At 58.5% G+C, this 24,239-nt stretch carries 18 protein-coding genes and 1 pseudogene; 3 read left to right on the forward strand and 16 right to left on the reverse strand.

The features are described 5' to 3' along the window. Positions 1-186 precede the first annotated feature (186 nt). Together Q5H33_RS00375 and Q5H33_RS00380 are read right to left on the reverse strand one after the other, a co-directional pair. Positions 187-1,337: pseudogene (locus Q5H33_RS00375) on the reverse strand (IS256 family transposase). Positions 1,338-1,734: 397 nt separating this feature from the next. Continuing rightward, the gene (locus Q5H33_RS00380; protein WP_042991133.1) at positions 1,735-2,532 is read right to left on the reverse strand and encodes a hypothetical protein; all 798 of its coding nucleotides are present in this window, start codon (positions 2,530-2,532) and stop codon (positions 1,735-1,737) included. A gap of 170 nt (positions 2,533-2,702) precedes the next feature. Between Q5H33_RS00380 and Q5H33_RS00385 the strand changes: the two genes are divergently transcribed. After that, the gene (locus Q5H33_RS00385; RefSeq protein WP_042991138.1) at positions 2,703-4,628 is read left to right on the forward strand and encodes a class I SAM-dependent DNA methyltransferase; all 1,926 of its coding nucleotides are present in this window, start codon (positions 2,703-2,705) and stop codon (positions 4,626-4,628) included. Then, entirely contained in the window at positions 4,618-5,703 is a 1,086-nt protein-coding gene (locus Q5H33_RS00390; RefSeq protein WP_042991132.1) for a restriction endonuclease subunit S, read from the forward strand. Before Q5H33_RS00385 ends, Q5H33_RS00390 begins: the two co-directional genes overlap by 11 nt. Before the next feature lie 71 nt (positions 5,704-5,774). On the opposite strand, the gene Q5H33_RS00395 is transcribed toward Q5H33_RS00390, so the two are convergent. The 7 genes from Q5H33_RS00395 to Q5H33_RS00425 all read right to left on the reverse strand — a co-directional run bounded on the left by Q5H33_RS00395 (position 5,775) and on the right by Q5H33_RS00425 (position 13,800). Further along, entirely contained in the window at positions 5,775-6,137 is a 363-nt protein-coding gene (locus Q5H33_RS00395; RefSeq protein ID WP_042991131.1) for a hypothetical protein, read from the reverse strand. A 6-nt stretch (positions 6,138-6,143) separates the two neighbouring features. After that, positions 6,144-6,899, reverse strand: a complete 756-nt coding sequence (locus Q5H33_RS00400) for a hypothetical protein (protein ID WP_042991137.1) — start codon at positions 6,897-6,899, stop codon at positions 6,144-6,146. Positions 6,900-6,921: 22 nt separating this feature from the next. After that, positions 6,922-8,271 (reverse strand): hypothetical protein, encoded by a 1,350-nt coding sequence (locus Q5H33_RS00405; protein ID WP_302422437.1) that lies wholly within the window; start codon positions 8,269-8,271, stop codon positions 6,922-6,924. Then, positions 8,252-9,733, reverse strand: a complete 1,482-nt coding sequence (locus tag Q5H33_RS00410; protein ID WP_302422439.1) for a hypothetical protein — start codon at positions 9,731-9,733, stop codon at positions 8,252-8,254. The genes Q5H33_RS00405 and Q5H33_RS00410 overlap by 20 nt, the downstream gene beginning before the upstream one ends. Further along, positions 9,730-11,682: a type IV secretory system conjugative DNA transfer family protein gene (locus tag Q5H33_RS00415; RefSeq protein WP_302422441.1), complete on the reverse strand. Its 1,953-nt coding sequence runs from the start codon at positions 11,680-11,682 to the stop codon at positions 9,730-9,732. The genes Q5H33_RS00410 and Q5H33_RS00415 overlap by 4 nt, the downstream gene beginning before the upstream one ends. A 43-nt stretch (positions 11,683-11,725) precedes the next feature. Further along, a complete protein-coding gene (locus tag Q5H33_RS00420; protein ID WP_302422443.1) occupies positions 11,726-13,459 on the reverse strand; it encodes an ATP-binding protein in 1,734 nt (577 codons plus the stop codon). A 92-nt stretch (positions 13,460-13,551) separates the two neighbouring features. After that, the gene (locus Q5H33_RS00425) at positions 13,552-13,800 is read right to left on the reverse strand and encodes a hypothetical protein (RefSeq protein ID WP_042991465.1); all 249 of its coding nucleotides are present in this window, start codon (positions 13,798-13,800) and stop codon (positions 13,552-13,554) included. A 316-nt stretch (positions 13,801-14,116) separates the two neighbouring features. Between Q5H33_RS00425 and Q5H33_RS00430 the strand changes: the two genes are divergently transcribed. Continuing rightward, complete coding sequence (locus Q5H33_RS00430) at positions 14,117-15,481, forward strand: hypothetical protein (RefSeq protein WP_302422445.1); 1,365 nt, start codon at positions 14,117-14,119, stop codon at positions 15,479-15,481. Positions 15,482-15,507: 26 nt separating this feature from the next. Here Q5H33_RS00430 and Q5H33_RS00435 read toward each other — a convergent pair whose 3' ends face one another. The 7 genes from Q5H33_RS00435 to Q5H33_RS00465 all read right to left on the reverse strand — a co-directional run bounded on the left by Q5H33_RS00435 (position 15,508) and on the right by Q5H33_RS00465 (position 24,116). Beyond that, positions 15,508-15,714, reverse strand: a complete 207-nt coding sequence (locus tag Q5H33_RS00435) for a hypothetical protein (RefSeq protein WP_195247722.1) — start codon at positions 15,712-15,714, stop codon at positions 15,508-15,510. A gap of 268 nt (positions 15,715-15,982) precedes the next feature. Then, positions 15,983-16,549 carry a PIN domain-containing protein gene (locus Q5H33_RS00440; RefSeq protein WP_195247721.1) on the reverse strand — a complete coding sequence of 189 codons (567 nt, stop codon included), beginning with the start codon at positions 16,547-16,549 and terminating at the stop codon, positions 15,983-15,985. 21 nt (positions 16,550-16,570) lie between these two features. After that, the gene (locus Q5H33_RS00445; protein WP_235363009.1) at positions 16,571-17,101 is read right to left on the reverse strand and encodes a helix-turn-helix domain-containing protein; all 531 of its coding nucleotides are present in this window, start codon (positions 17,099-17,101) and stop codon (positions 16,571-16,573) included. 111 nt (positions 17,102-17,212) lie between these two features. After that, complete coding sequence (locus Q5H33_RS00450; RefSeq protein WP_302422450.1) at positions 17,213-18,505, reverse strand: hypothetical protein; 1,293 nt, start codon at positions 18,503-18,505, stop codon at positions 17,213-17,215. Between the two features lie 274 nt (positions 18,506-18,779). Then, the gene (locus Q5H33_RS00455; RefSeq protein WP_080723504.1) at positions 18,780-19,736 is read right to left on the reverse strand and encodes a Fic family protein; all 957 of its coding nucleotides are present in this window, start codon (positions 19,734-19,736) and stop codon (positions 18,780-18,782) included. A gap of 143 nt (positions 19,737-19,879) precedes the next feature. Continuing rightward, entirely contained in the window at positions 19,880-22,963 is a 3,084-nt protein-coding gene (locus Q5H33_RS00460) for a CAP domain-containing protein (RefSeq protein ID WP_302422453.1), read from the reverse strand. Between the two features lie 193 nt (positions 22,964-23,156). Beyond that, positions 23,157-24,116: a class C sortase gene (locus Q5H33_RS00465; RefSeq protein WP_302422454.1), complete on the reverse strand. Its 960-nt coding sequence runs from the start codon at positions 24,114-24,116 to the stop codon at positions 23,157-23,159. Between the last annotated feature and the right edge of the window lie 123 nt (positions 24,117-24,239).

Genomic DNA, 24,239 nt, shown 5'->3' on the forward strand with positions numbered 1-24,239 from the left:
GACTTTAGCCACCGACATGCGTGGACTTTAGGTAGGTTCGGTGGATAACTGCCGTGGACTTTAGCCACCATTTGAGGGACTTTAGCCACCGCAATGTGCTCTTAGCCATTGTGGGAGTAGAGCTGAGCGAGGGGTAGTGCCCGAAAGGTTGCGCACTTTGGATCATGGCCGTCCATGGCGCGATGATCAGTTCGCTGCCTGTAGGGTGTCATCGAGTCGGGACATGTCGAGGTAGCGGCGGGTCGACCATTCGTTGTCGGTGACGTATCTGATCCTCGCGCAGACGAGCATGAGGGCGCTGTTCCCGTCGGGGAAGCTTCCCACGACACGCGTGCGCCGCCTGATCTCCCGGTTCAATCGCTCGATCATGTTGTTCGTGCGGATGCGCCTGCGGTGTCCGTCCGGGAACTCCGGCAGCAGGTACGTGGTCGTCTCGCCGACCCCTCGCGCAGGCAGTTCGCGGCGGCCTTCAGCCTCCTGGCCTCCATCTCCGCGGCGACGGACTCCGCCTTTGCCAGGGCGGATTCCCGGGATTCCATGGCGAATATCGCCTTCAGGGCCGCCGACGCCCATTGCCTGTGGGTGGGCGGCGTCTTGGAGAGCACGTTGCGCATGAAGTGCACCATGCACCGCTGGTATCTCGCCTTCGGCAGCATGGAATTGACCGTGGAGACGAGCCCGGCGCACCGGTCTCCGACCACCAGCCGGACGCCTTTGAGGCCGCGTTCGATCATGCCTCTGACGAACTGCTCCCAGCTGTCCCCGTCCTCCTTCATGCCCTCGGCGACGCCGATGACCTCCCGGTGACCCTCGGAGTCCACGCCGATGACGACGAGCACGCTCACGTTCTCCACGCGCCCGCCCCAGGAGCGCTTGTGCCACACGCCGTCCATGAACACGTACGGATACTCCGATTCCAACGGCCTCGTGCGCCACGAGTCGATGTCCCCGTACACCTTCTTGAGCTTGTCGCTCAATGTCTGCGAGGGCATGCGGTCTCCCCACAGCAATTGGCTGATGTCGTCGACCTGTCTGGTGGAGACACCCGCCAGGTACATGTCGATCAGGGATTCCTCGACGCTCTGCTCACGCCGCCGGTAGCGTTCGATGACGGCGGATTCGAAGACCTCGCCTTTGAGCTTGGGCACCTTCAAAGCGAGTCTGCCGGCTTTGGCTGTGAGCTTGCGTTCGTAGTGGCCGGCCCTGTATGCCTTCCGCTCCCCAGTGCGCTCGTATCTGGCGGCGTTGGCGATCTCGTCCGCCTCGGCGTCGAGCATCGCGTTGACGATCCGCTCGACCTTCTCTCGCACCATGGTGTCGAGCTTGGTCTCGAACATGGCCTGGTCGAACTGTATGATTTCCGCGGGTCTGGCTCCGTGCCTCTTTCCAATCGCGGTTTTTCATTGTCTGGCGACTGAAAATCGTACCCGGCACGGTCCATGTCCCTTTCCATCAAGGCCGAAATCCGAAAATGCGCAAGAATCCGGACGTTATCGTCTAATTCCGGTTATGCAGACATAGCACGCCCCTAATAAATGATTCCTCATCTGCATTCAGATTCTATGCTTATTCCGAAAACGTCCGTTTTTGAAACAGATTTTGTACGATGCTCCGGAGTCTTCAATTTGACGGTGAAAAGCGTCCCAAAACCCGTTTCAAAATCAATGTCCCATAAGACCAGCTGGTTAATGAGTAATGAAAAGAGACATCATCGAAGGTGGAAAATCTAGAAAATTAGTTTTCAGATTCCGCTGATTCGTGAGACAGCTGCAAAATAGGTGTTTCATCTACATCACACGCTTTTAAAGACAAACGTATAATCAACTCAGCACCGAATGCCACACCTGCGCACACCCATGCCCATTGGTTGCCATTATTAGTTCCTAAGCCAACGAAGAAAGTGCCCGCTGGAATCGCAAACGGTTCAATCGCCTTTAATATGGGAATGAATCTGTTGCTACGGTACTCCACTGAAGCGTTTCGTCTAATTATCTCTACTAGCCTCGTAGCTTCATGAAGTTTCTCCTCGTATAATCCCTCTACTTTTTCATCATTCGGAGGAAAAAGCTCATGGATCCTTTGAAGCTGAAGGAAGAGACGATCCGAACTATTGACCTGCCCGCCAAAAGTAGGAGCGGCAGTCCAATCTCTTAGCTGTTTTAATGCCAAGACCGCTGCCGCTTGGGCAATCTCTTCTTTCCAATTGTTCCCATCAATTATTTGTACTTTGGCTTCTCTTCCAGGAAGAGAAGTGTTGCCAAGCCACTCCGTACCACAATCGGCAATGACAGTACCAGTGGACACATTTTGACCTGTCACCACAGCAAATCCAAGGAAATGGACATAGAGGTGCGTCGACTGTTTCTCAAAACAGCATGATGAGTTCTTAACTTCGGAACTCAATTTCCATTTACGCTTTAATAGATGCTTCTTTGCCTCTTCGAGGGGATTGCCGTAGCTACGGGGCCAAGCACCGAGATTCAAGAAAAACGTTTCATTCCGATCAGCATCCATGCCATCGATTGGGCTCATCCCATCGCCTTTCTTTTGAAACTATAGCTAAAGACAATAATAACGGGAGACAGTTACTGCTTTTATGCAATTGAAACACTTTCAGAGGGTATACCGACACACGGTATCGACGGGTGCGGATTAAACCTAACATGGAGAAGCAATGTGAATCGGAGATGGGAGGGATTGGAATGAACAGACATGGAATTGTTGATGTCATTGGTCCGGAGTATCTAACAGCCAATATAGAAGAGGACGAGTGGAGCTATGCCAAGGATGCCGGTAATTTGGGCAAACTGACCGAGGCCCTAGGCGGCGTTAAGCCACATCACTATAAGCTGGATCGCCGGTTCGTGGATAAGGACGACACCGGAACATACACCGTGATTGTCGAGACTAAGCAGGAATTCGTCGATTCCGACTCCGAACAGCTCGCCTCCTATCTTGAGGAGGAATATGCGCTGCATCGCGGTGCAAAGGTTATAGCGATACTCGCCAACACCAATGATGACAAGATTCGTGTATGGAAAGACGAGGTGGACGACGACCATCTGCTTCCGGGGGAGACAGTCCTTGATTGCATGGCGCATTACAAGAAGCTGTTCGCGGTGGATCGTCAGAACGACCGCGAAGCCGTGATGCGCAACACCTATGCGCTAAACGAAATGCTTCACAAGAAGGATATTGACGAGCGCAATCGCAGCCAATTCGTCGGAACGTGTCTCCTTTTCGTCAAGGACGAAGTAGAGAAGAGATGCAGCGGTGGACGAGTGAATGAGACGACCAGGAAAAAACTCGCAGCAAGATGGTCTCAATTCACCCCTTCAGGAATCAGAAACGCCATTGGCGAAATGCTAGAAAACCTACTGGACGGAAGCCAGAATAAGCAAATCAAAATCCAGCTTCTGAATCGCGATGTGCTCGAAGAGCAGCACATCAAGGCGCTTACGCTGAAGGATTGGCTTGAGGTACTGTCCTTTATCCTCATGAAAATTTATAGGTTCATCGATTCCAATTCATCCGAGGGTCAGGACATCCTTAACCTGTTCTTCATCACATTCAACAAATATGTGGGAAAGGCCGATAAGAACCAAGCGTTCACCCCCGACCATATCACTGATTTCATGACCCGTCTCACCGAGGTCACCTATAAGGACAGGGTCCTTGACGCCTGTTGCGGATCAGGCTCCTTCCTGGTCCAAGCCATGGTTCACGAGTTGGCCGACGCACGATACGGTCATACAGACGCTGAGTTCAAGGAACTAGCAGACAAGATTAAGCAAGAACATATATTTGGCATAGAGAACGAGGAAAAGGCATACGGTCTTTCAACCACAAATATGCTCATTCACGGGGACGGCAACAGCAATGTCGAATTCGGATCCTGCTTCGATCTGAAAAACTTCATTGTCGGGGCGAAACCAAATGTGATTCTGATGAACCCTCCTTATAATGCCAAGCCCCGAGGTATCCCAGATGCTTATAAAAAAGAGTGGACATCTTCTGAGAAAAATGGCAAATCCGACCCTACCAAGGGCATGGTTTTTGTAAAATACTTGTCGGATATAGCTAAAGCCGAGAAGTGGGAAGGTACCCGTCTCGCTGTCCTTCTGCCGATGGCTGCGGCCATTGGCACAGGTACTCGTCTAACCAAGATGAAGGAGGAGCTGCTTCAGGACAACACCCTCGATGCGGTTTTCTCTTTGCCAAGTGAGATTTTTTATCCAGGTGCAGCAGTACAGGCTGTCTGTATGCTGTTCACGTTAAACAAGCCGCATTTTGATCACGCCACAGGAAAACCTAGGCGCAAAACATTCTTCGGTTTTTATAAGGATGATGGATTCATTAAGAGGAAAGGCCTTGGCAGGGTCGAACAGTTTGATTTCAATGGTCATAGCGAATGGAAGAAAATCGAGAAGGAATGGCTTAATCTATATCGTAACAAAACCGTGAAAGCGGGTTTCAGCGCCATGCATGCAGTCACGAAAGATGATGAATGGCTGTGCGAAGCGTATATGGAAACTGATTACACAACACTTACTGAAGAAGATTTTCAGCAAACCGTTAACGACTATTTGGCATATCTTGTGAAGACGGGGAGCGTATATGAAGCTTGATATAGATGCATGGGAATGGTTCAAACTCGGTGGGAAAGAAGGCCTTTTCGAAATTAAGAAGGGGAAACGACTCACAGCAGAAGAACAGGTAAAAGCAGGAAAAGGTAAAACCCCATATATTGGGGCGATAGATTCCAATAATGGCGTCTCAAATCAAATAAGCCAAGACCCCATTCATAAAGGGAATACGATTTCGCTAAGCTATAACGGTTCTGTTGGAGAAGCTTTTTACCAGCCTAAAGATTATTGGGCAACAGATGATGTGAATGCTCTATATCTGCGTGCTAGATACGGAAAACTCACCCCGGCGACCGGTCTTTTTATCTGTGCTGTGCTCAAACATGAGAAATGTCGGTTTTCATATGGTCGCAAATGGACTCTTGATAACATGAATAACACATGGATTAAGCTTCCTGCAAAAGATGGGCAACCCGATTGGCAGTGGATCCAGCAATATATGGAGACACTCCACTTCAAACCTCTTTCTACAGCTAATGATGCGAAAAAGGATGAGAGAATTGACGTTTCTGATTGGAAACCTTTTCTGTTATGCAAGCTATTTGATGCCTGTATGGGTAATGGAATAGATGCGATAAAGACAAAAACCTGCCATCCTAAATATAACTATGTATCCCGCGATAGTAACGGCAATGGTGTGGTGGCAAAAATTGATGAAGTTCCCGGGGCGAAGGCATTCCTAGCTGGAGATATGACTCTGTCTCTAGGAGGAAGCTATCTCGGTTCATGCTTCGTGCAATCTGCGCCGTTCTATACAGCACAGAATGTCGCAGTTCTCAGAAGTAGGGAAAACATCTCCACGGAAACGAAACTATTTATCGCAACGCTTATCCGTCTTGAAGCATCAACTAAGTTTCAAGCATTCGGACGGGAACTTAATACCCATTACAAAAAGGATTTCACAATCAAGTTACCCATCAAGAAGACTGAAGATGGTCATCCAATAATAGATGCGGAGCATCGTTTTTCTGATGATGGGTATATCCCCGATTGGGAATACATGGACTCGTATGTTAGGCAATTGCCTTACGGTGATCGCATTCCAGGTTCCATGTGATTCGGTATGGCGTGTGTCTCGCGATGTTTTGGCCTAACAGACATACGTCATACCGAATCTACTTGATTTTTTCAAGCGCTTAGCCGTTTTGCCATGATGATGTCCATGTCGGTGACGATGACGATATAGTAGTTCTGCCCAGACATGTCATGCCATTCGCAGGGACGTCCGATGAATTCGACCGTCTCGCCGCCCTTCAACGATTCCAATTCCTTGCGGATTCGACCGGTCGACGGCATGAGGGAGACGAAACGCGCCTCGTCGCCCTCGAACCAGCAGGCGCGGACGGTTTTGATGCGTCTGCCTCCGGTGAGGTTGAGCGTGGAACGTGGGCAGACGGGCGGGATCTTCACCCTGCCGATCTGCGGGCACACTCCGATGCCGCCGTTCCGTGGCAGTAGCGCTTTCCAAGAGCGGTTGTTCGTGGTGGCCATGTTCTCCTACTCCTTATCTTCCTTGAGGGTTCCCTGCGGTCGGCCGAACACTTTCTCCCGGTTCGTCGGATCGAGGTTGGTCGCGCAGCCGCTCATCGCCGTGGTCAGATTCTGCTGGGCTTTGGTCAAAGCGTCGTAATCATCCGACTTGGAGTCCACGAGTCGTTTCGCGGTCTCGTACGCGGCTTTGAGATCGCCGCAGCCTTGCGTGCCGGAAAGATCGTCCCGTTCGATGGTGGCGACCTCGCGCGCGGTGTTGTCCAATCCGGACGAGAGGTCGTCACGTCTCGCCTCGATGCCGGCCTGCATGGCTTGCGGATACCATTCGCGTGCGAGGCTGCGGATCGTGTCGATGTCCTTCTGCTGGCCGATCGCGTCATACAGATCCGTCGCTTCGGCTAGATCCTGACGGTTATGCCGGTACAGCAGGTTGCCGAGCGTGTCGACGTTCGAGTTCTCCGGCGCGTTCAACAGGTCGCGCACGTCGTCGGCGATCTGTTCCGCGCCGCCGATGAACATGGATTGTGCCTGCTGTTGCAGGGTGCCGGACGGTTTCGTCGTCTTCTTTTTCTTGTTCTGTTTGTGGGATCGTGTCTGCGCGGATTGGCTGGATTGCGGCGTGGACGTCGTGGACGTCTGCTGTTTCCATGGGTTGGCGACCAGGACCATGACGGTGATGGCGATGATGGCGATCGCGCACCAGACGGCCGCCTGCTTCTTCGATTCGGGCGTGGACGCCTGACGATGTTTGTTCTTTCCCATTGTTGTGCTCCTTTCCCGTTTGTCAGAGGCTTGAGTCGTTGCTCGGCAGACTGTTGTCGTTGGTTTCCGGTGGCACGTACCATCCGCCGGAGTTGCCGTTGGATGTTCCGCCATTGTTGTTGTTCGTGGTTCCTCCGCCGTTGTTCCCGCGGGGGATGCTGGTGGAGCCTCCGGATTGACGATGGTATTGCGGGGTTGGCTGTGGCGTGGGAGAGGCCTGCTGTTGCTGTTGTTGCGCCTGCTGCCGGGCTTGTTCCTCCGCCTGCCGTTTGGCTTCCTCGTCGGCCTTGGCTTTGGCGTCCAACGCGTTCGTGAGGTCTTCACGCGCCTTGTCGAGTTTCGCGGCCATGTCGTTCCATTGTCCGACGGTGGTTTTCGAACCGAGTCCGCGGGCCTGCGCGGCCAGCTTGTCCAACGTCTCCTTCGCCTTCCGGGTCGTGTCGTCGGATGGTTTCGCATCGTCGGACGCTTTCACGGCCTTGTCCAGGGCGGCGGAGCATTTGCGTTTCGCGTCCGTCAAAGGCTTGTCCTTGATGGTCTTGGCGATCCTGCCGGACAATTCGCGTGTATGTTCGGACGCTTCGTCGGCCTTGCCGGCCAGCCGGTCGGAAGCCTCGATGGACAGTCCTGTCCGTTTGGATTTCATGAGCATGCCGTTCGATTCGATGGCGTGGCGTAACGCGTCCGCGGAGTCGTCCAGTCCAAGCCGGCCGGCCTGTTTGAGTGTGGCTTTCGCCTTGGTGTTGGCCGTGGCGAGTTGGCTCATCGACGTCTGCAACCGGTCGTACGAGGCTTTCTGTCTGACGGACGCGGAATGGGAGCCGGCCAATGCGAATAGCAGGAGCAGCAGGATGATGGCGCCCACGCCGATGAGGACGCGTGCGACCCATTTCATCGTGGTCTTGTCGCGGGTCCCGCCGTCGGTGGAGTCGGCCACGTCCTCCAGGCCCAGTCCAAAGAGAACGTCCGACGTGTCGTCGTCCGCCAGAACCGTTCGGACGGATTCGGTTTCGACGGGTACGGTCCCGTCGTCAGTCATGTCCGAGGCCGTCATGCCGTCCGGCTCCATGCCCGTCATGGTCCCGTCGTCCGTGCCGGTGTCGGGGATGAGAAGCATGGGCGCGGGCGGTTCCGTGATGGAGTCAGCCGGCCGGCGTGTCTCATGCTCCGGTTTGGGAGTGGTGTTCTTTTCCTCCCGTGGTGCGGGCGTGGCGTCAACATCATGCCGGGTCTTGTCCGGCTTGCGGCCTCGTCCGCGGGTTTTGCGGGGAGCGGGTTCCGTCTCCTGTAGGGAGTCGAGCCAGTCGAGGTCGTCCCTCAGCGAGTCCGACGGCGTCAACTGGTCGAACAGGCTAGGCTGTCCGACGTTCATCAGGTGTCTCCCTTCCACGTTCGAAGGTCTTGTCGATCTGGTCGAGCATGCGTTCGCAACGGTTGAACACGTCGGCTGGATCCCCGTCCACGAGACGGTCCAATCGTGCGGTCAGATCGTCCTGCATGTCGATGGAGCATGGCTCATAGCCTTCATCCAACGGATTCTTGCCGTATTCCCGTAGGATTTCCCGCCCCTTGGAAATGAGACCGGAAAGCGTTACACGTTCCGTGTCCGTTAGGAGCCGGACACGGCCGGTGTCGCGCATCAGCATCGACGCGGACGTCACCGCACGGTCCAGGTTGTCGCGGCTCGTCCGCTCACGGTTCCTGTAGTCGAGCCAGACGCGGCGCATCCGCTCCTCCTCGTCCCGCGCGGTTTGCAGGCGTTCCGGTGAATGGTCCATGTCGTAGCTGTCCCGCAGCATCCGCATGTTCTCCCTCCACTGGCGGGAACGGTCCGACAGCGTCTCGTCGTCGGCCACGCCATCATCCTCGACGCGGGTGGGGGTCAGCAGGTCGCATACGCTGTCAAGACCCTCGTCCGTGCTGCGGTACTCCCACGACGGATCGAAGCGTGGTTCGCCGGACCAGCCTCCCTCACGGTTGAACCAGTCCGCGTATTCCTTCTTCCGGGCCTGTTCGCGTTTGCGTTCGTCCGGTCCGGACAGGTGGTGCTTGTGGTCGGTGTTCGACGTTTCGGCCGATGAAAGGTATTCTTTGACGCGTTCCAACGCCGAATGGATGAGCGATTGCAGCGTCGGCGCGTAGAATCCTCCGTTAGGACTGGCGGCCACAAGGTCCATATAGCATTTGAGCGAATACACCTCCTGGACCACGTCGTCGTGGCGGATCCAGCATGCGGGAAGGGTCTGCGCCCAATCCGTGTAATGCGTGGTGAGGAAACGTCCCATGCGGATGGTGTGCAGCATCATCAGGTCGATGTCCATGCGGGTCGGCGAGCCGGTCAAATCGACCGGCCGCGCCTCGACCATCTCGTCCATACGGTGCTGGGGGAGTTTGGCCCACAGTCCCGGCCCGTGCAGAGGGTCGATGGCGGGCATGAAGGTGACCTGCTTGATGACGTTGTCGACGTTCGTGGCGGCCGTGCCCGGCAGGTCATGGCCGAGCAGTTCCCTGTACTTGTCTTTGACGGTGTCGAGCAGTTCCCCGTACGCGTGTTCGCACTGGTCGATGGCCGGCGGCGTGCCGTTCCTGGAAACGTCCTTCACGAAACGTTCGAAATCGGCCGAGACCCTGCGGCGGAACTGCCTTTCCATGGCGTCGGTCCAATACGGGGGCCGTTCCAGTCCGTCCGTCACGTCCGTTCCGCCGGCGACCGGCGTGGACAGCACGTTTCCTTCGTCCCTCACGTCGTCGTCCGGCATCGTGGCCTCGCCGTTCTCCGGATCCGGAGAGGCCATCCGGTCGTAGAATTCGTCCACCTTGTTCCCGTCGCTCATGCCATGGCCTTCCCCGTGTTCCTCTCATGCCATGGCGTGGATCGTGCGGGACGCATGCCTTCCAATCCTTCCCGCCACCATGCGCGGCGCATGTACATGATCATGTGCACGAGGGCGGGCGCCTGGCCCAATGGTTCGACGAGCGCGTAGCCGACGGGCAGGAGGCTCAGTTCCTGTTGGGTGACGGATTCCTCACGTTCGTGGCGAGTGGTCAATCCGCCCAACGGCCCCTGTCCCGGATTCCAGGAGGATTCGCGGCGGGTATGGTGGTGCGTGCCGATCTGGCTGATCCACCATTTCAACGTCTCGTCGTCGGACACGCCCTTGAGCATGATCCGATGGCAGTTCTCCCACACGGTCTGCTCCACGGCCTTGCCGTACCCGTCCTTCTCGTCGGCCATCTGCTGGCGTGACTGTTCCACGATGATCAGCTGGTAGCCGTTGCCGCCGCCCTGGGTGATGGCGTTGCGCAGACCGGGCCATTTCTCGATGTTCGACAGTTCGTCCAACACGAATCGGGCGGGAGGTTCGATCTTGCCGCGCGAGCCGGAGGCCTTGTCGAACGCGAGATCCTGGCATGCCTCCTGGAACGTGTCGAGCAGGAGGCTCACGAAGATGCCCGCGTTGCCGGCCACTCCGCCGTCACGGCGTGGCTTGGACAGCACGTACACGGTGTCGCCGCGCAGGACCATGCGTTTCGGGTCGATCAGTCGCGGGTCGGACGGGCTGAGGTTCATGCGGGCTCGCACGTTCGGGTCGGCGAGGATGCTGAACGCGTTCTTCACGCCGAACCATTCGCTGCCCTTCTGCCTCGGGTCCACGTGGGGCAGGGCGTTCAGGGTCGCGGCCCAACGGTCCATCTCGCGTTCGTTCGTGTACTTGCGTATCAGGTCGGCGGCCTCCTGCGCGTTCTCCGGGGACAGGCTCCACTTGTAGCAGTCGTTGATGGTGCGGTCCGCGATGGCCGCCGCGTACAGCATGGCCTGCACATACATGGTGGCGCTCACGCCCCACTCCTGGTTGTTCGATCCGGAGCCCATGCCGCCGATCGCGACCATGGTCTGCGCGCGGCGCATCGCGACGGCCGGATCGTCGCAACCCTGCAACGGCGTCCAGTTCATGTTGTGGCGCGTGTCCGGATCGTTCTCCGCGATGCCTTCGGGATCGAAGATGTGCGTGGTGCCCGCGCCACGGCCACCATACGACGCGCCGGTCACCCGATCCTTCACGCCGCATTCGCGCAGGTAGCGGGTCGTTTTGATGATGTCGCCTCGCGTGGAGGTCGCGAGCACGAAGCCGGGAGCCTCGACCACGCTGGGGATGACGACACTGACGGTCTTGCCGGAACGGGTAGGACCCAACACGTAGATGTGCCGTTCGGAACCCAGCCACACCTCCATGTTCCACGACCTGCCCACATACCATGCCGCATGCCATGGGCGCGGACGAATGGCGCCCGGCTTGCGGTAACGGAAATCCTCAAGCATGCGCGGCAGGACGGAGGGAAGCACGTCACGGTTGACGGCGCGTGGACCGTAATCCGCGGCGATCTGACGCCAGGTGGCGACGCCGGGACGTGTGGACAGCCAGTCCGCGGCCCTTTCGCCGGAATCACGGTACGCGTCCCAGAAGATCCACAAAACCATGACCAGCATGAACGCGATGGCGAACACCGGCAGGGTGAGCAGCGTCCACGCGAGCATGCCGCCCTTGACGAGCAGGAACATGATCATGGAGAGGATCAGCGCGAACACGCACACCATCGCGCCGGCACGGACCACGAGATGGCTTTCCTCGTCGGACAGGCGTTCCAACAGATGCGTGTGCCGGCTCAGCCATACGCCCGTCTTGGACGATTCAAACCTTTTCCACACGTCCATGACCTTGCGACGGTTGTCCGCGTTCAGTTCCTCACGGTCATACGAGCCATCATTCCAATATCGGGCCATACCATTCCTCCTTCGCGATTGTTTTTCCCTGGAAGGGCTTGTCTCACGACGCTTTTCGCAGGCTCGACGTGTCGAACACGTCCGCCCACATGGGGCCGGCGATGGGCAGTATCATGCGTGGATGCTCGTGTCCGATACGCCAGATGCCATAGCCTTGCGCCAAACGTGGTATCTGGTCGAGTTCGTCCTCGCTCAAGTCGGGGATGAGACGGTTCAGCAGGGGGATGTTCTCGCCACCCTGCCGGTAGATGATCTTCGTCTCCATCAGATTCATCAACTGTTCGACCTTGCCGCGCAGGCCGGAGCCGGCGGTGAACACCTGGGTCATGTCCGCGACGCCATGCACGATCAGCCATGTGGCGCACCCCCAGTGGCCCGCGGAACGCTGCCGGGTCTGCAACGAGTCGACCAATTGCGGGTTGCTCAGCAGGTCCCACGCCTCCTCGCACACGATGATGCGACGCAGTCCGTCACGCGCCTGCAACAGCCGGTCAATCCACGAGCTGACCGCCGCGGTGTACACGCGTTTCAACGTGGGATCCTGGAACACGGGACCGGACGTGTCGAACACGATGATCGGCGCGGCCGGATCCAACGTGATGGTCGACTCCTTGTCGAACATGCCGCTCATCGTGCCGTCATCGACCATGGGGGAGAACACGCGGGCCGCCTCGCTGGCCTTCTCACGCGCCAGATCACGGTAATGCTCGAAGCCGTGGATATGCGAGTATATGGAATCCACCCAATCCCAGTCGGACAGTCGTTTGACCGCGGCCTGCAACGTCATCGGACCGATACCGTACGAGGCAATGAGCTGGTCGATCAGGGACAGCATGTCCTTGTCCAACGGGAATGGACGGTCCGGTTCCCTCACCGCCTCCGCCAACGCCATCATGGCGCTTTTCCTGCCGGCCAGGACCTCCTGGCGCAACGCGCGCTTGTCCTCCTCGGATTTGAGGTGGGACATGTCGGGCATGGCGAACGGGTTCAGATAGTTGCCTTTGCCGGGGGAGACGACCTGCCCGCCGGGAATGGCCCGCGCGATGGCCTTCCATTCGCCCTGCCGGTCGGATTGGACGATGATGTTGCGTCCGAACCCGATCTCACGGACAGCGATGGTCTTCGCGCAATAGCTTTTGCCCTGGCCGCGCAGGCCGCTGAAGAACAGGTCGGGACTGGTGGTCATGTGCGCGTCGTACGTACCCCAGCAGTCGAATTGGAACAGTTCGCGGGAAAGCGCGTCGATGCCGATCGGCGGTCCGGGGATCAGCTGCGCGCCGGAACCGGCCACGAAAGTGGTGAGCACTCCCGCCCGTCCCGTGCTGGTCTGATGCCATGGGATCAGGGGACGTTCGTTGAAATCGCGGGTGATCATGTCCAACGGGCTCGCGGAACCCAACGGGAGCATGCCTTCCTCGTCACGCTGCCGCGCCTTGTACAGGCTCTTCGTCTGGCTGACCTGCTTCGACACCATCGAATACAGGCGTCCGCGAGCCGATTCGACCGCGCCGCGGTCGGAACGCGAATACCGGTGTTCCGGCACACGCACCGACCGGCCGGCGCCGTCACGCACGCGCATGAGCCAGTCAAGTTCGGGAATGGACAGTCTGGTCGGCGCGGGAACGAAACCCACCACGCCGACGCCACGCCGCGCGGGACGGCCGAGCCTGTGCCCATCGTCCTCCAACATCGGCACGAACGGATCGGCCCCATCGCCGTCCGGTTCCATGCCATCTGCTTCCGAACCGTCGTATTCGTCTTCATCGTCGACGGACATTCCCACCTCTTTTGAAAAGACGGAAGATGGGCGGGAGGAATCCCGTGGATACGGAACCATCCCACCCATCATGGATGTGAGCCGGTCCGACGTCACACGTTGTATCCGGCATGGGCCATCAGCATGCCCGCCACGACCATCAGCACGAAGCAGACGACGGCGAGCACGATGAACAGGACGGCCTTGCCTTGACGGGTCTTACGGCTCATGGCGAGAACCTTTTCCTTGGTCTTGCGGCCAACGAAGGTGCTTTTCTGTTTGACGGCCATGTACACGAACGCCTCATACAGGCATGAGGCGGCGACGACCATCAGGACCAGGATGCAAAGGGTTGCAGCCATATGGATTCCTCCCTAGTTAGGACATGTCCCGGAATCGGCCGGCCATGCGACCGTACGGTTCCGCACAATCCACATGGCACGCGGACGATATCAGACAGGGGGAGGGAATCGAATGCTTTCACAAAAAAGGCAATTCATCAGCAGCGGATATCCACAGGAAAACCAGTATGCCGAAAAATTCTAACGAAAAACATGTCATTTAACGGAGGATCGTATTGACAGAAAACCCGCCCCCTATGAGATAATGGTTTATAGGATATCCACCGGAATGGTCGGGTTCACAGCGGTATTTCTCCAAGAATGACAGAAGGTAATTTTGGATAAAGAAAAAGATCCCATTCTAAAATTGAGGCGCATGGAGGGAAAGCTGCTTCTACTTGATTTGAAGAAGATTATTTGGGTCGCGCCTCTGTCTTGGCTGACGATGTTCATCAGCTTGGCATGTTTGCTCCTTTCGGAGCACCAGTCAGATTGGAAATGGAATATCTCTAGTGTTACCAAGTCAATTATTCCCTTTCTGGAACAGGTTTGGGCGGATGCCGCGGATCATGTTCGACCAGGCTGCTCCGATCCGCTTACATGCTTGTTGACTTTTCTGACATTGAACGCTGCCATTGTTGTGGTGATTGCGTTAGAAGGGAAAACCAGAGTAAAAGGGACGATAGAGCTTTTTTCCTCAGTATCTATCGGAACTTCCGTTTTCATACTGGCTCTCACAGGGATTCTGACCCCATGCCTGATAGAGGAATACGGTCCTATTTTCGGACCCCTCTTCATCCTGTTCATCTTGGTTTGGTCGTGCATATTGGCGAATGCCAGTAGGATTTACAGCGAAGAAGAGCGAATTAAACGCTCAGAAGAAGAGCAGAAGAAAGAACTTGAATCAGAGAAGAAAGATCTCGCAGATAAACTTGAAAAACTACCCGGCGAGGCCAATAAGACAAAATACCTCAAGTGGCACCGCTACGGTCCACCTGTACTGCTTGTATTTATTCCGACATTCCTGCTCAGCTCTGTGCTTTTCACCGTTCTTCTCGGTAACCGGTCCAGCAATTCTGGATTGCTATTTCTTTCGATCCTCATCTGTGCACTGCTGATTTCTTTGTTGTACACCGGGCTTCTTGTCCCCATGCTTCTCGAAGTTGTTGTCGACGCTGAACAACACTCTTTCATTAGGGTAATGGGGATTCTTCTTTGGCCCCTTATGGTTATTTTTTTCTCTCCGCTCCTTCCTTTGCTCACGGTCTATCCCTCTTGGAGCCATGACACACTAGTTCTAATATGCATTGCATTGTGTGCCGTGGCTTATGCTTATTTTTTGATGCGTCTGCCCTGGACCTGCGCATCGAGAAAAAACTGGAGAGGCAGACTATTTAATTGTTATCGTTACCATTCTTTCACTAATAGCATTAAGCGAATTGACAAAGAACTTGAGCTGGTTAATAAAAAACTAGAGCAGAGGAAAAAGTCCGATCAAAAACAGGATCAAAATGGAACTGTTCCACCCTATGCTCCTGCTTCAAATATGGGACAACCATTAGAACAGCGTCTTGCCGTTTTGGAACGTCAGACAGCCGCACTCCTCGACGTTACGGAAAAACTGGAAGCATCCATTTCCAGTACGAAACAGAAAAAACTCTCTGCGGTCTTTCCCATTGGTTCGGCCATTTTTAGCCTGTAAGATCTTCGATTTACTTGAATCGAAGACTAATCATATGTATCTGTTCTTGTAGTCGGCGCCGCTCCCGTCAAGCTTTGGTGTTCCAGCCGGCGCGTTTGAATCCGTTGGCGGGCGTGGCGGTTCTCTTCCATACGTCGGTCGGCTCGTGCCGCGACGACGCACATGCTCCATGCCGTCAGCAGTCCGAGGAGCCAGAAGACGGCGATGATGGTTATGACGACGATCTTGTCCATCTCATCCTCCTTGCGCGGGGATTGTCGTTCCTCTATGCCGCGTTATTTCCACACGCGCCCCGTCCGATACCGTCACGGGGGAGATGATGAGGGTGTGCGGTCTTGCGGAGGGTTGCTTTTCCGTTCCCGACCGTCGTTGGACGGGAGGCATGCGAGGCGGGATAGGGATGCAAGGGAGAAAAACGGCCGGAACAGGGTCGGGAAGCCCAGTATGGGTTTCCGTCGTCCTGCTCCGGCCGTCTGCCGGGTGGTTTACCAGATGTTTAGATCATTCGGAATATAGGCTCTTCAGTCTGTCGGAGAACGTGTTGAGCCGTAATTTTCTGAGATGGGCCAGTTCCTCGCCCATGGTGCGTGGCGGATTGTTCTTGTTGGAGACGACCGTGTCCATCACATCCAGCACTCCACGTGTGTCCCGATCCAGCATGCGGCACAGGAAAACGTCGGGATGGATGGCCGTGATCGAATACCGACTGAGTTTTTCCAAGGGAAAGTCCTTGAGATTGTAAGTGACGATGTAGTCCGCGTCGGCAACCAGAGCGGCGGCGAGCACATGTCTGTCATCGGGATCGGGCAGCTCATCAAGTAATGTTTCGCGAGGCTCCCACCCGTATATGCAGTGCGTGGGATTCATGGAACGTATAGAGTCCAGGAAACGGTCTATACGTTCCGGATCGCGATGCTGGCGTTCGACCATTGCTCGACGCGTTTCGTCGAGGATGCGTTCGGACCATACCACGTCGACGATCTCATGTTCGTCCAATGTGAGGAGGATATCGAGCAGCCAAGTGGTGGGGAATACGTTGGCGTCCAGTAACGCAACCGGCTGGGTCATGGCGTTGTGGTCCCTTCCGGGTTAGTCGAACTGCGCGACGTAGGCGGCCATTTCGTCGTCGTCCATTGTGATTTCCCGAGCCGCCCGTCGCATGGCGTCCAAGGACTCCCGCATGCGCGTACGTTCCTGACGCTGGTATTCCATGATGTCGACCACGTCGACCATGCGTCGTCCGGTTCCGCCGTTACGGGTGAAGGGCAACCGTCCGGAATCAAGGATACGGGCGACGGTACGGGGCGAACAGTTCATCAGCTTCGCGGCCTGCCCGGTGGTGATCATCCGGTGCCGTCCCATGACACCCATCGCCGCGTTCATAGCCGCTTCGAAGGCCTTGTCGTTCAATTCCGTCACGACGCCGTCAGCGTCGATCAAGACACGACGTCCCGCCACAGCCGTGGCGTTCCCAGTGGACGTGCTCTTCTTCGTCGTGCGATGAGCCTTGACGTTGCGCAAGACATAGCGGGTCTTGTTATTGCGTGAAACATGATGGGAATGGGAACCTACGGCTCTCCCAACATGCGAGTGTTCCAATTCCATCGTGCCGGTACTCATATTCCACCTCCAGAATCGACTATCGTGCCTTCACCAGCATACTAAAAACTGTCAAAACTGACAAGGTGCCGTTTTGTCGCTTTTTTAGCCATTCGTTTCTTGAAAATTTCCCTAGGTTAAGCTACTGCCGGGATCGTCCGGCCGCGTATCGTCCGGAATATCGGCCGGGTCCGGCGGTTGGAGTCCTTGACCCGTGGACGGATTGTCCAATCCATGAATGGGAGTCATGCCGATCATGTGGCGGGTGGCGGTGGTGTTCCTTTGACGTCTGATGATCGGGAGCCGGCCACGCAGCAGGCCCGTGATCCGGTCGATGAGCATGGGGGAGAGGCGCTGGTTGGTGGAAAGCTGTTCGTGGACGATGTCGGGCACGTCGTCCAGAACACTGAGATCGTACCTGTCCCAATCGTCGATGAGGGACAATTGCCAGTACGCGTTGTCCTCCTCTCCCCATTGGTCGGTCCAGAACGGTTTCGTCCGGTAGTCCCCGTTGTCCATGGCGTCGGGATCCATGCCGTTCCACAGGCTCGCTCCGCTGTCGTAGATCGGGGCGGGACGGATGGTGAAGGATTCCACGTCCCTGATCAGACCGAAATTGTTGTAATGCCGGTCCGTGTTGCGTAGCAGGAAGTCGAGGAACAGGAAATCATCCGTGGCGTGCATGATCGTTTCACGGTCGACGCCGAGCCGTTGGCAGGCGTCCACCCAGATGTCGCGGCGTTCCCGGTATCCTCCCTTCCGGAAGATCCGCATGATCTGTCCGGCGGGAATGAGCTCCTCCGTATCCGAAAGCATTTCGTCGCATGCCGACACCCTGGCCCCGTTGATCTTGCCCACACGGTATTCGACATGGTCGATGCCAAGCAGGCGGGCCGTTTTCCACGCTATCCGCTCGTTGTCGGGCTCCTGGCCGGACCGTCCCGCCTTGATGAGGGTCCTGACGCCGTCGTTCCGGATGATCCACCGTTTGGGCAGGTCTCCGGCGCTGGTCACGTCCGGCGTGTTCACGTCGCCGATATGGGATGAGTCGCCGGTGAACAACGCCTTGCCGAGCCGTTCGTCGAAATCGTTGTGGAAGAAGTTGAGGTCCTCCCAACGTAGCGCGTCCATGCCGGCGGGACGGATCCAGTACTGGTCGGACAGGCTCAATCCCATGGAACGGTCGAGCAGTTCTTTTCCGGAGGGGATGCCCGTGGCCATGAGCAGCGTGCGCAGGCCGTCCCTTGTGGCGGGGATTCCCCGGGACCGCCACCATGCGGTCACCGAATCACTGTCGGGTCGGGGCTGTCCATCCACGTACATGCCGATCGGTACGCGGCTCGGATCGAACACGTCACCCACTTCGAGGATGAAACCCGCGTTCGATGAGTACGCGAATTCCAGTACCGGATGGTTCCGGCACATTAGGACACGGTTCATTTCAAATAGCATCGGACCCCGCGATTATGGTGGATGGATTCATTGCTTCCCGTTTCCCATGGTAGCAACGTGGATGTCCTTCGTTCATGTGGACGTTCCAGGGGAAACGGACGGCCGGAACAGGTTCGGGAAACCCTTATATGGGTTTCCATCGTCCTGTTCCGGCCGTCTGTAGGATGGTATCGGATGTTCGGTTATGTTCGGGATGCGGTCTCGCTGGCTTGCTCATGCTGGAAGCCGTCAAGACCTGCGAAGAGGGTCAGACCAGGCCGATGCCGGGATCGTCCGGCCGTGCATCGTCCGGAACATCGGCCGGATCCGGCGGTTGGACATCCTGGCCCGGAGCATCCATGGCGATGGAGCCGTCCGTGGTTTTCGGATCATGACGGAGCCGTTCGACAAGGTCGATGAACGTGCGTTCCTCCTGTTCCACGCAGTCGAACAGGATGGAGCAGAACGGTTCGGGATCACCGTCGACCTGCCAGGATTCGAGACCCCGGGCGTAAACACGTCCGGCGTCATGTTTGATCGCCACGGGACGGTATCCGTTCTCCAACAGCATGAGGTTGAGCAGTTGCCGGCCGGTCCTGCCGTTGCCGTCCATGAATGGATGGATGTTTTCGAACATCGTATGGAACGCCGCGGCCTTGAGCAACGGGTGCGCGTCGCTTCCGTTCAGCCCGTCGATCAGGGCTTGCAGGTCGTCATGGATCTCCAACGGGTCGGCGGTCTTGACGCGGGTCGCGGTGATTCTCGCCAGATATCCGTAAGGACGGAACGTGCCGCGTGCGAACGGCTGCAGGTCCAATGCGGTCACCTCGTGGATCCTTTGGATCAGTTCCGGGTCGAGTTCACGTCTTTCGGAGGCGTATTCGCGGACGTAGGCCATGCCGTCGGCGACGCCGCGCGCCGCGAACACGAAACGTGCCGGGGAATCCGAGGGCACGAATTCGCCTTCCAATACAAGGGATGTGTCCTGAAGAGTCAGGGTCGATCCTTCGATGGCGTTTGAATTGTAGGTGTATCTCACGAGCCAGTCGCGGTCGTAATCGGATAATGCCATGGTTTCGACGCCATCCAACGGTTCCAGTGAGAGGGCGTGGGCGCGCAGGGTGTCGATGAGGTCCAGTCGGGTGGTGATTTCCGGAATCCGTTCAAGTTTGGCGAGGATGCCGGGCATGTCGTCGATATGTTGACGCAGTTGCGTGTTGGGCATGGTTTCTCCTTCTTTGGCTTATTTTACCGAACCGTGGTGGATCTGGGTCCTGAGAGAGAAACGGCCGGAACAGAGTCGGGAAACCGTCATGTGGTTTTCCGTCGTCCTGTTCCGGCCGCCTGTTTGTTGGAGGGGGAATTGGGTCAGCGCGTGCCGTGGCGTGCGGTCACGTCCATGCGGCGGCGTTTCAGGTCGAGCGTGGCGGCGCCCATGCCGGCGAACGCGACGACGGCGAGGATGATGCCGTTCGTGTCCGCGCCGGTGGATGCCATGACCTTGTCGGCCTTGTCGGCCGCTTCGACCGTGGCCTGCTGGGCGGCGTTCAGACTGGTCTGGCCGGCATTGTCGTCATGCTTCGGGTTGGCGGCCTGCTGGGCCGTCTTGAGCGCTGCCTTCGCGGTCTCGTAGTCGCTCTTGGCCTGGGCTTCGACCGTCTGGGCCTGCTTGAGGTCGGCCTGCGCCTTGGCGAGGATCGTCTTGGCCTGGTCGAGCGCGTCCTGTGCTTCCTTGACCTTGGCCTGCGCGGTCTTGACGGCTTCCGTGTCCTTCGCGTCGCTCTTGGCCTTGGCGAGGCGTGCCTGCGCGTCGGTCAACGCCTGCTGCGCGTTCCTGACCGCGGTTTCGGCGTCCGTTTCGGATTGCTTGGCCTTGTCGGCCTCGTTCCTGGCGGCGTCGTATGCCTGGGTCTTCGCGTCCAGGTCGGCCTGCGCGGCGGCGAGGGCCTGGGTCCTGGCCGCGAGGTCCGTCTTGGCGTTTTCGAGGTCCTTGACCTGTTGGGCGGCCTTGTCGCTTTCCTTCTTGGCCTGCTCGTACGCGGTCTGGGCTTGGGCGAGTTCGTCCTGCGCGGTCTGCTTGGCCTGCTGGGCCTGGTCGGCTTCGCTCTTGGCCTGGTCGTATGCGGTCTGGGCCTTGGCGAGGGCGTTCTTCGCGTCGGTCAGCACGTCGAGACGCGTGTCGGCGGCGGTCTTGTCCTGTTCGGCCTGCTTGACGTCCGTGTTGGCCTTGTCGAGCGCGGCCTGGGCTTGGGTGAGACGCGTCTGCGCCTGCTCGTCGGCGGATTTCGCCTGCTCGTACGCGGTCTGCTTGGCCTGGCGGTCGGTTTCGGCGGTGGTGAGGCTGGCCTGCGCCTGCTCGTCGGCGGATTTCGCCTGCTCGTACGCGGTCTGCGTTTCTGCGGCCTTGCGGGTCGCGTCGGCGAGCAGCTGCGTGGTGCGTGCGGATTCGTCTTGCGTGTCCTGCAGGTCGGAGGTGGCCTTGTCGAGCGTGAGGACGGCGGACGCGTGGGCCGTGTTGGCCTTGTCGAGCGCGGTCTTGGCGGCCTCGACCTGCTTCAACGCGTCCTCGTACGTGGATTGCGCGGATTTGATCTGGTTGACGTACGCTTCGACCTTCGCGCGGTACACACTGGCATCGAACGTGGTGTCGTTCGCGTTGTAGGAGTTCCAGTCGTTGAAGTACTCCTGCGTGAACGCGTGATCGTAGTTGGTCTCACCGTAGCCGCTGTAGGCCATGCCGGTGGCGATGTACTCCGGGTCGACGATGTTGAGGTAGTGGCCGACCTGCTGGTACAGGTCCGGGTACTTCAGGAAAACGTCGTACGGGGACAGCTTGGCGAGGTCCGGATAGTCGCCGGACTTCACGGCCGCGTCGTAGGTCTCCTTCTCGGCCGTGTACCAGTCGTCGTACGGATCGTCGTCGGAGAAGCCCCAGTCGAGGTTTTCGCCGACGTTATCGTACTGGTAGTTGTGGTTGTAATGGCCGTTGGCCGCGTAGTTGGCCTGGACCATGGCCATCGCCATCGCGGTCTCGGACACCTTCAACGGTTCCAGACCATGGTCGGCGCGCAGCTTGTTGCATTCGTCGATCATGTCCAGGGCCTTGAGCAGGTTGTCGAGGCTGGTCGCGTCGTCCTTCGCGCCGATGTGCGTGTATTCCAGGTACTGGGACACGCTGTCGTCGGTCAGATACTTGTACGCCTGTTCGGCCTTGTTGGTCTTGAACCATCCGGCCGCGCCCTCGGCCTGCGCCTTCGCGGCCTCGTCCGCGGCCTGCTTCGCGGCGTCCGCGGCGGCCTGCGCCTTGTCGTACGCGTCCTTCGCGGCCGCATACTCGTCCTTGGTCCTGTCGGCCTGCGCCTGCGCGTCCTTCACGGCCTGGTCGGCCTTGTCGAGCGCGGCCTGCGCCTTGTCGTTGGCGGCCTGGGCGTCCTTCACGGCCTTCGCGTCCGTGTTCTTCGCGTCGGTGGCCTTGTCCAGGGCGGCGGAGGTCTGGTCGGCCTTCTCCTGGGCGGCGTCCTTCATGTCGTTCGCCTTGTCGAGCGCGGCCTTCGCCTGGTCGGCCTGGGTGCGGGTCTTGTCGGCCTCGGATTTCGCGGTGGCCTCGGCGGCGGTGGCCTGGGCCTGCGCGGTCTTAGCGTCCTTCACGGCCTGGTCGGCCTGCTTGGCCTTGTCCTGCGCCTCCTGGATCTTGGCGGGATCGTTCGCGTCGCCCGCGATGCGGGTGGCCTCGTCGAGCAGGCTCTTCGCCTGGTCGGCCTTCTGCTGGGCCTGCTGCGCGGCGTCGGATGCCTGGTCGGCCTTCGTCTGGGCTTTGCCGAGCGCGTCCTGCTTCGCGGCGGTGGTCTGGTCGAGCTTGGTCTTGTCGGTCGAGTCGACCTTCCGCTGCGCGTCCTTCACGGCCTGGTCGGCCTGTTCCTTGGCCTTGGCGGCGTCGTCACGGATGGACTGGCTGTCGTTCATGGCCTTCTTGATGGTCTCGGCGTTCTTCGCGCTCTGGTCGGCCTTGTCCTTCGCGGCGGTGAGGCTGTCGTGGGCCTTGTCGAGGTTGGTCTGGGCCTGGTTGACGCCCGTCTGGGCGGCGGCCACGTTCGGATCGTTGTTGATGGTGGTCTCGACCTGCTGTTGCGCCTGCTGCACGTTCTGCTGGGCCTGCTGCACGCCGGTCTGGGCCTGCTGGACCTGCTGCTGGGCCTGCTGGGTGCCGGCCGTGGCCTGGTCGAGGCTGGTCTTCGCGTCCGTGACGGCCTGCTGGGCCGCGGCGACCTGGTCCTGCTGGGGCTGCGTGGTCGGCTGGGCCGCGGCCTGGTCGACGGCCTGCTGGGCCTGCTCGACGGCCTGCTGGGCCTGTTCGACCGGGGTGGTCGCGGTCTCGTCGGCCATTGCCGGCGCGGCGATGGTGCCCGCGACGGCCACGGATGCGACGGCCGTTGCGAAAGCCTTCTTGTTCATAATTCTCCCTCCAATGCCATGCCCCGTATCGGGGTCGTGGCTCCAATGGAAACATCCCTGCGACGTTTCCGACAACCATTCCACGTGCCCCCAATCCGATATCGGCGCCATCGGCGTGTCGCGGTCGCGGAGGCATATGGCGCGCATACCCACCAGTCTACCCCCGCATGAGGCGGTGCCGGCGGGTGGGCGTCTACCGTTTCATGCCGTGACGTCCGTACGGACGGACGCGTGGCCTGGACTCGACCATCGCCACGGGCATGCCCGCGAGCAATGCCACACCGGACACGAGCAGCGGGCGCGCGTCACGGCCGGTGGTCCTGGGCGCGTCCTCGGGATAGGGCGCGTCGTCCGGCATGCTCACGCGTTCGCCCGTGACGAGCAGCCGATACGTGTTCAGGAAGATCGGAGTGCAGGTGACCAGCGTCACCAGGTCGCGTCCCGGCTGGATGCGCACGTCGCGCAGATCGTCCGGATCGACCTTGCGGATGCGTTCGACCTTGTAGGCGAGGGTCTGGGCCGCGACCCTCACGTAGAACACGTCACCCTTCCTCAATTCGGTGAGCCGGGTGAACAGGGCCTTGTCGGCCACTCCCGTATGTCCGGTGATCACACTGTGGGTGCTTTGCCCGCCGACGGGCAGGCTGGTGCCGTGAAGGTGTCCCGCACCGTTCTCCAACGCGTACGCGTCGGCCCCGTGGCGGACGGGCAGGTCCACGCCGATGGACGGGATCTCGATGGTCGCCATGATCCCGTCGCCGAAATCCAGCAGGTTCTGGTATTCCGTGTCCGATTTGAAACCGAAATCACCATCGATGGTCCCGTCCTTGCCGGACGTCTCTCCGATGACATGCGGCGTGGCGGCGAGCCTCCGGTTGTACTCGCGGGCCGCGGCGACCATGCGCGCGTAATGTTCGGCCGAATGGTCGTCCTTCGCGGCCAGGGCGGACGATTCGGCCGCCCTGCGGGCCGCTCCGGCCTGTTCCACGCCAAGCCAAGCGAACGTGCCCACGCCCGCCAGGCAGAACACGACCGTGACGGCGATGAGCGCGCGGAACACGCGTCTCGCATGCCGTGCGCGTATGCGGCGCAGGCGCCGCATGCGACGTCCCTCCGAAGCACGTTCGCCCTCGATGATCCAATCCCAATCCATAACGTCCATACCTTTGCCACGATCCGTTCCACGAATATCGACGGGGATGGGCAACGGGAAGGGCCGGCGTCCGGACCATTCCGCCCACGTCCGAATGGAGTTGGTGGATGGCCGTCCGCCGGC

The sequence above is a fragment of the uncultured Bifidobacterium sp. genome (genome assembly GCF_959020145.1).
In the GTDB taxonomy this organism is placed as follows: Bacteria; Actinomycetota; Actinomycetes; order Actinomycetales; family Bifidobacteriaceae; genus Bifidobacterium.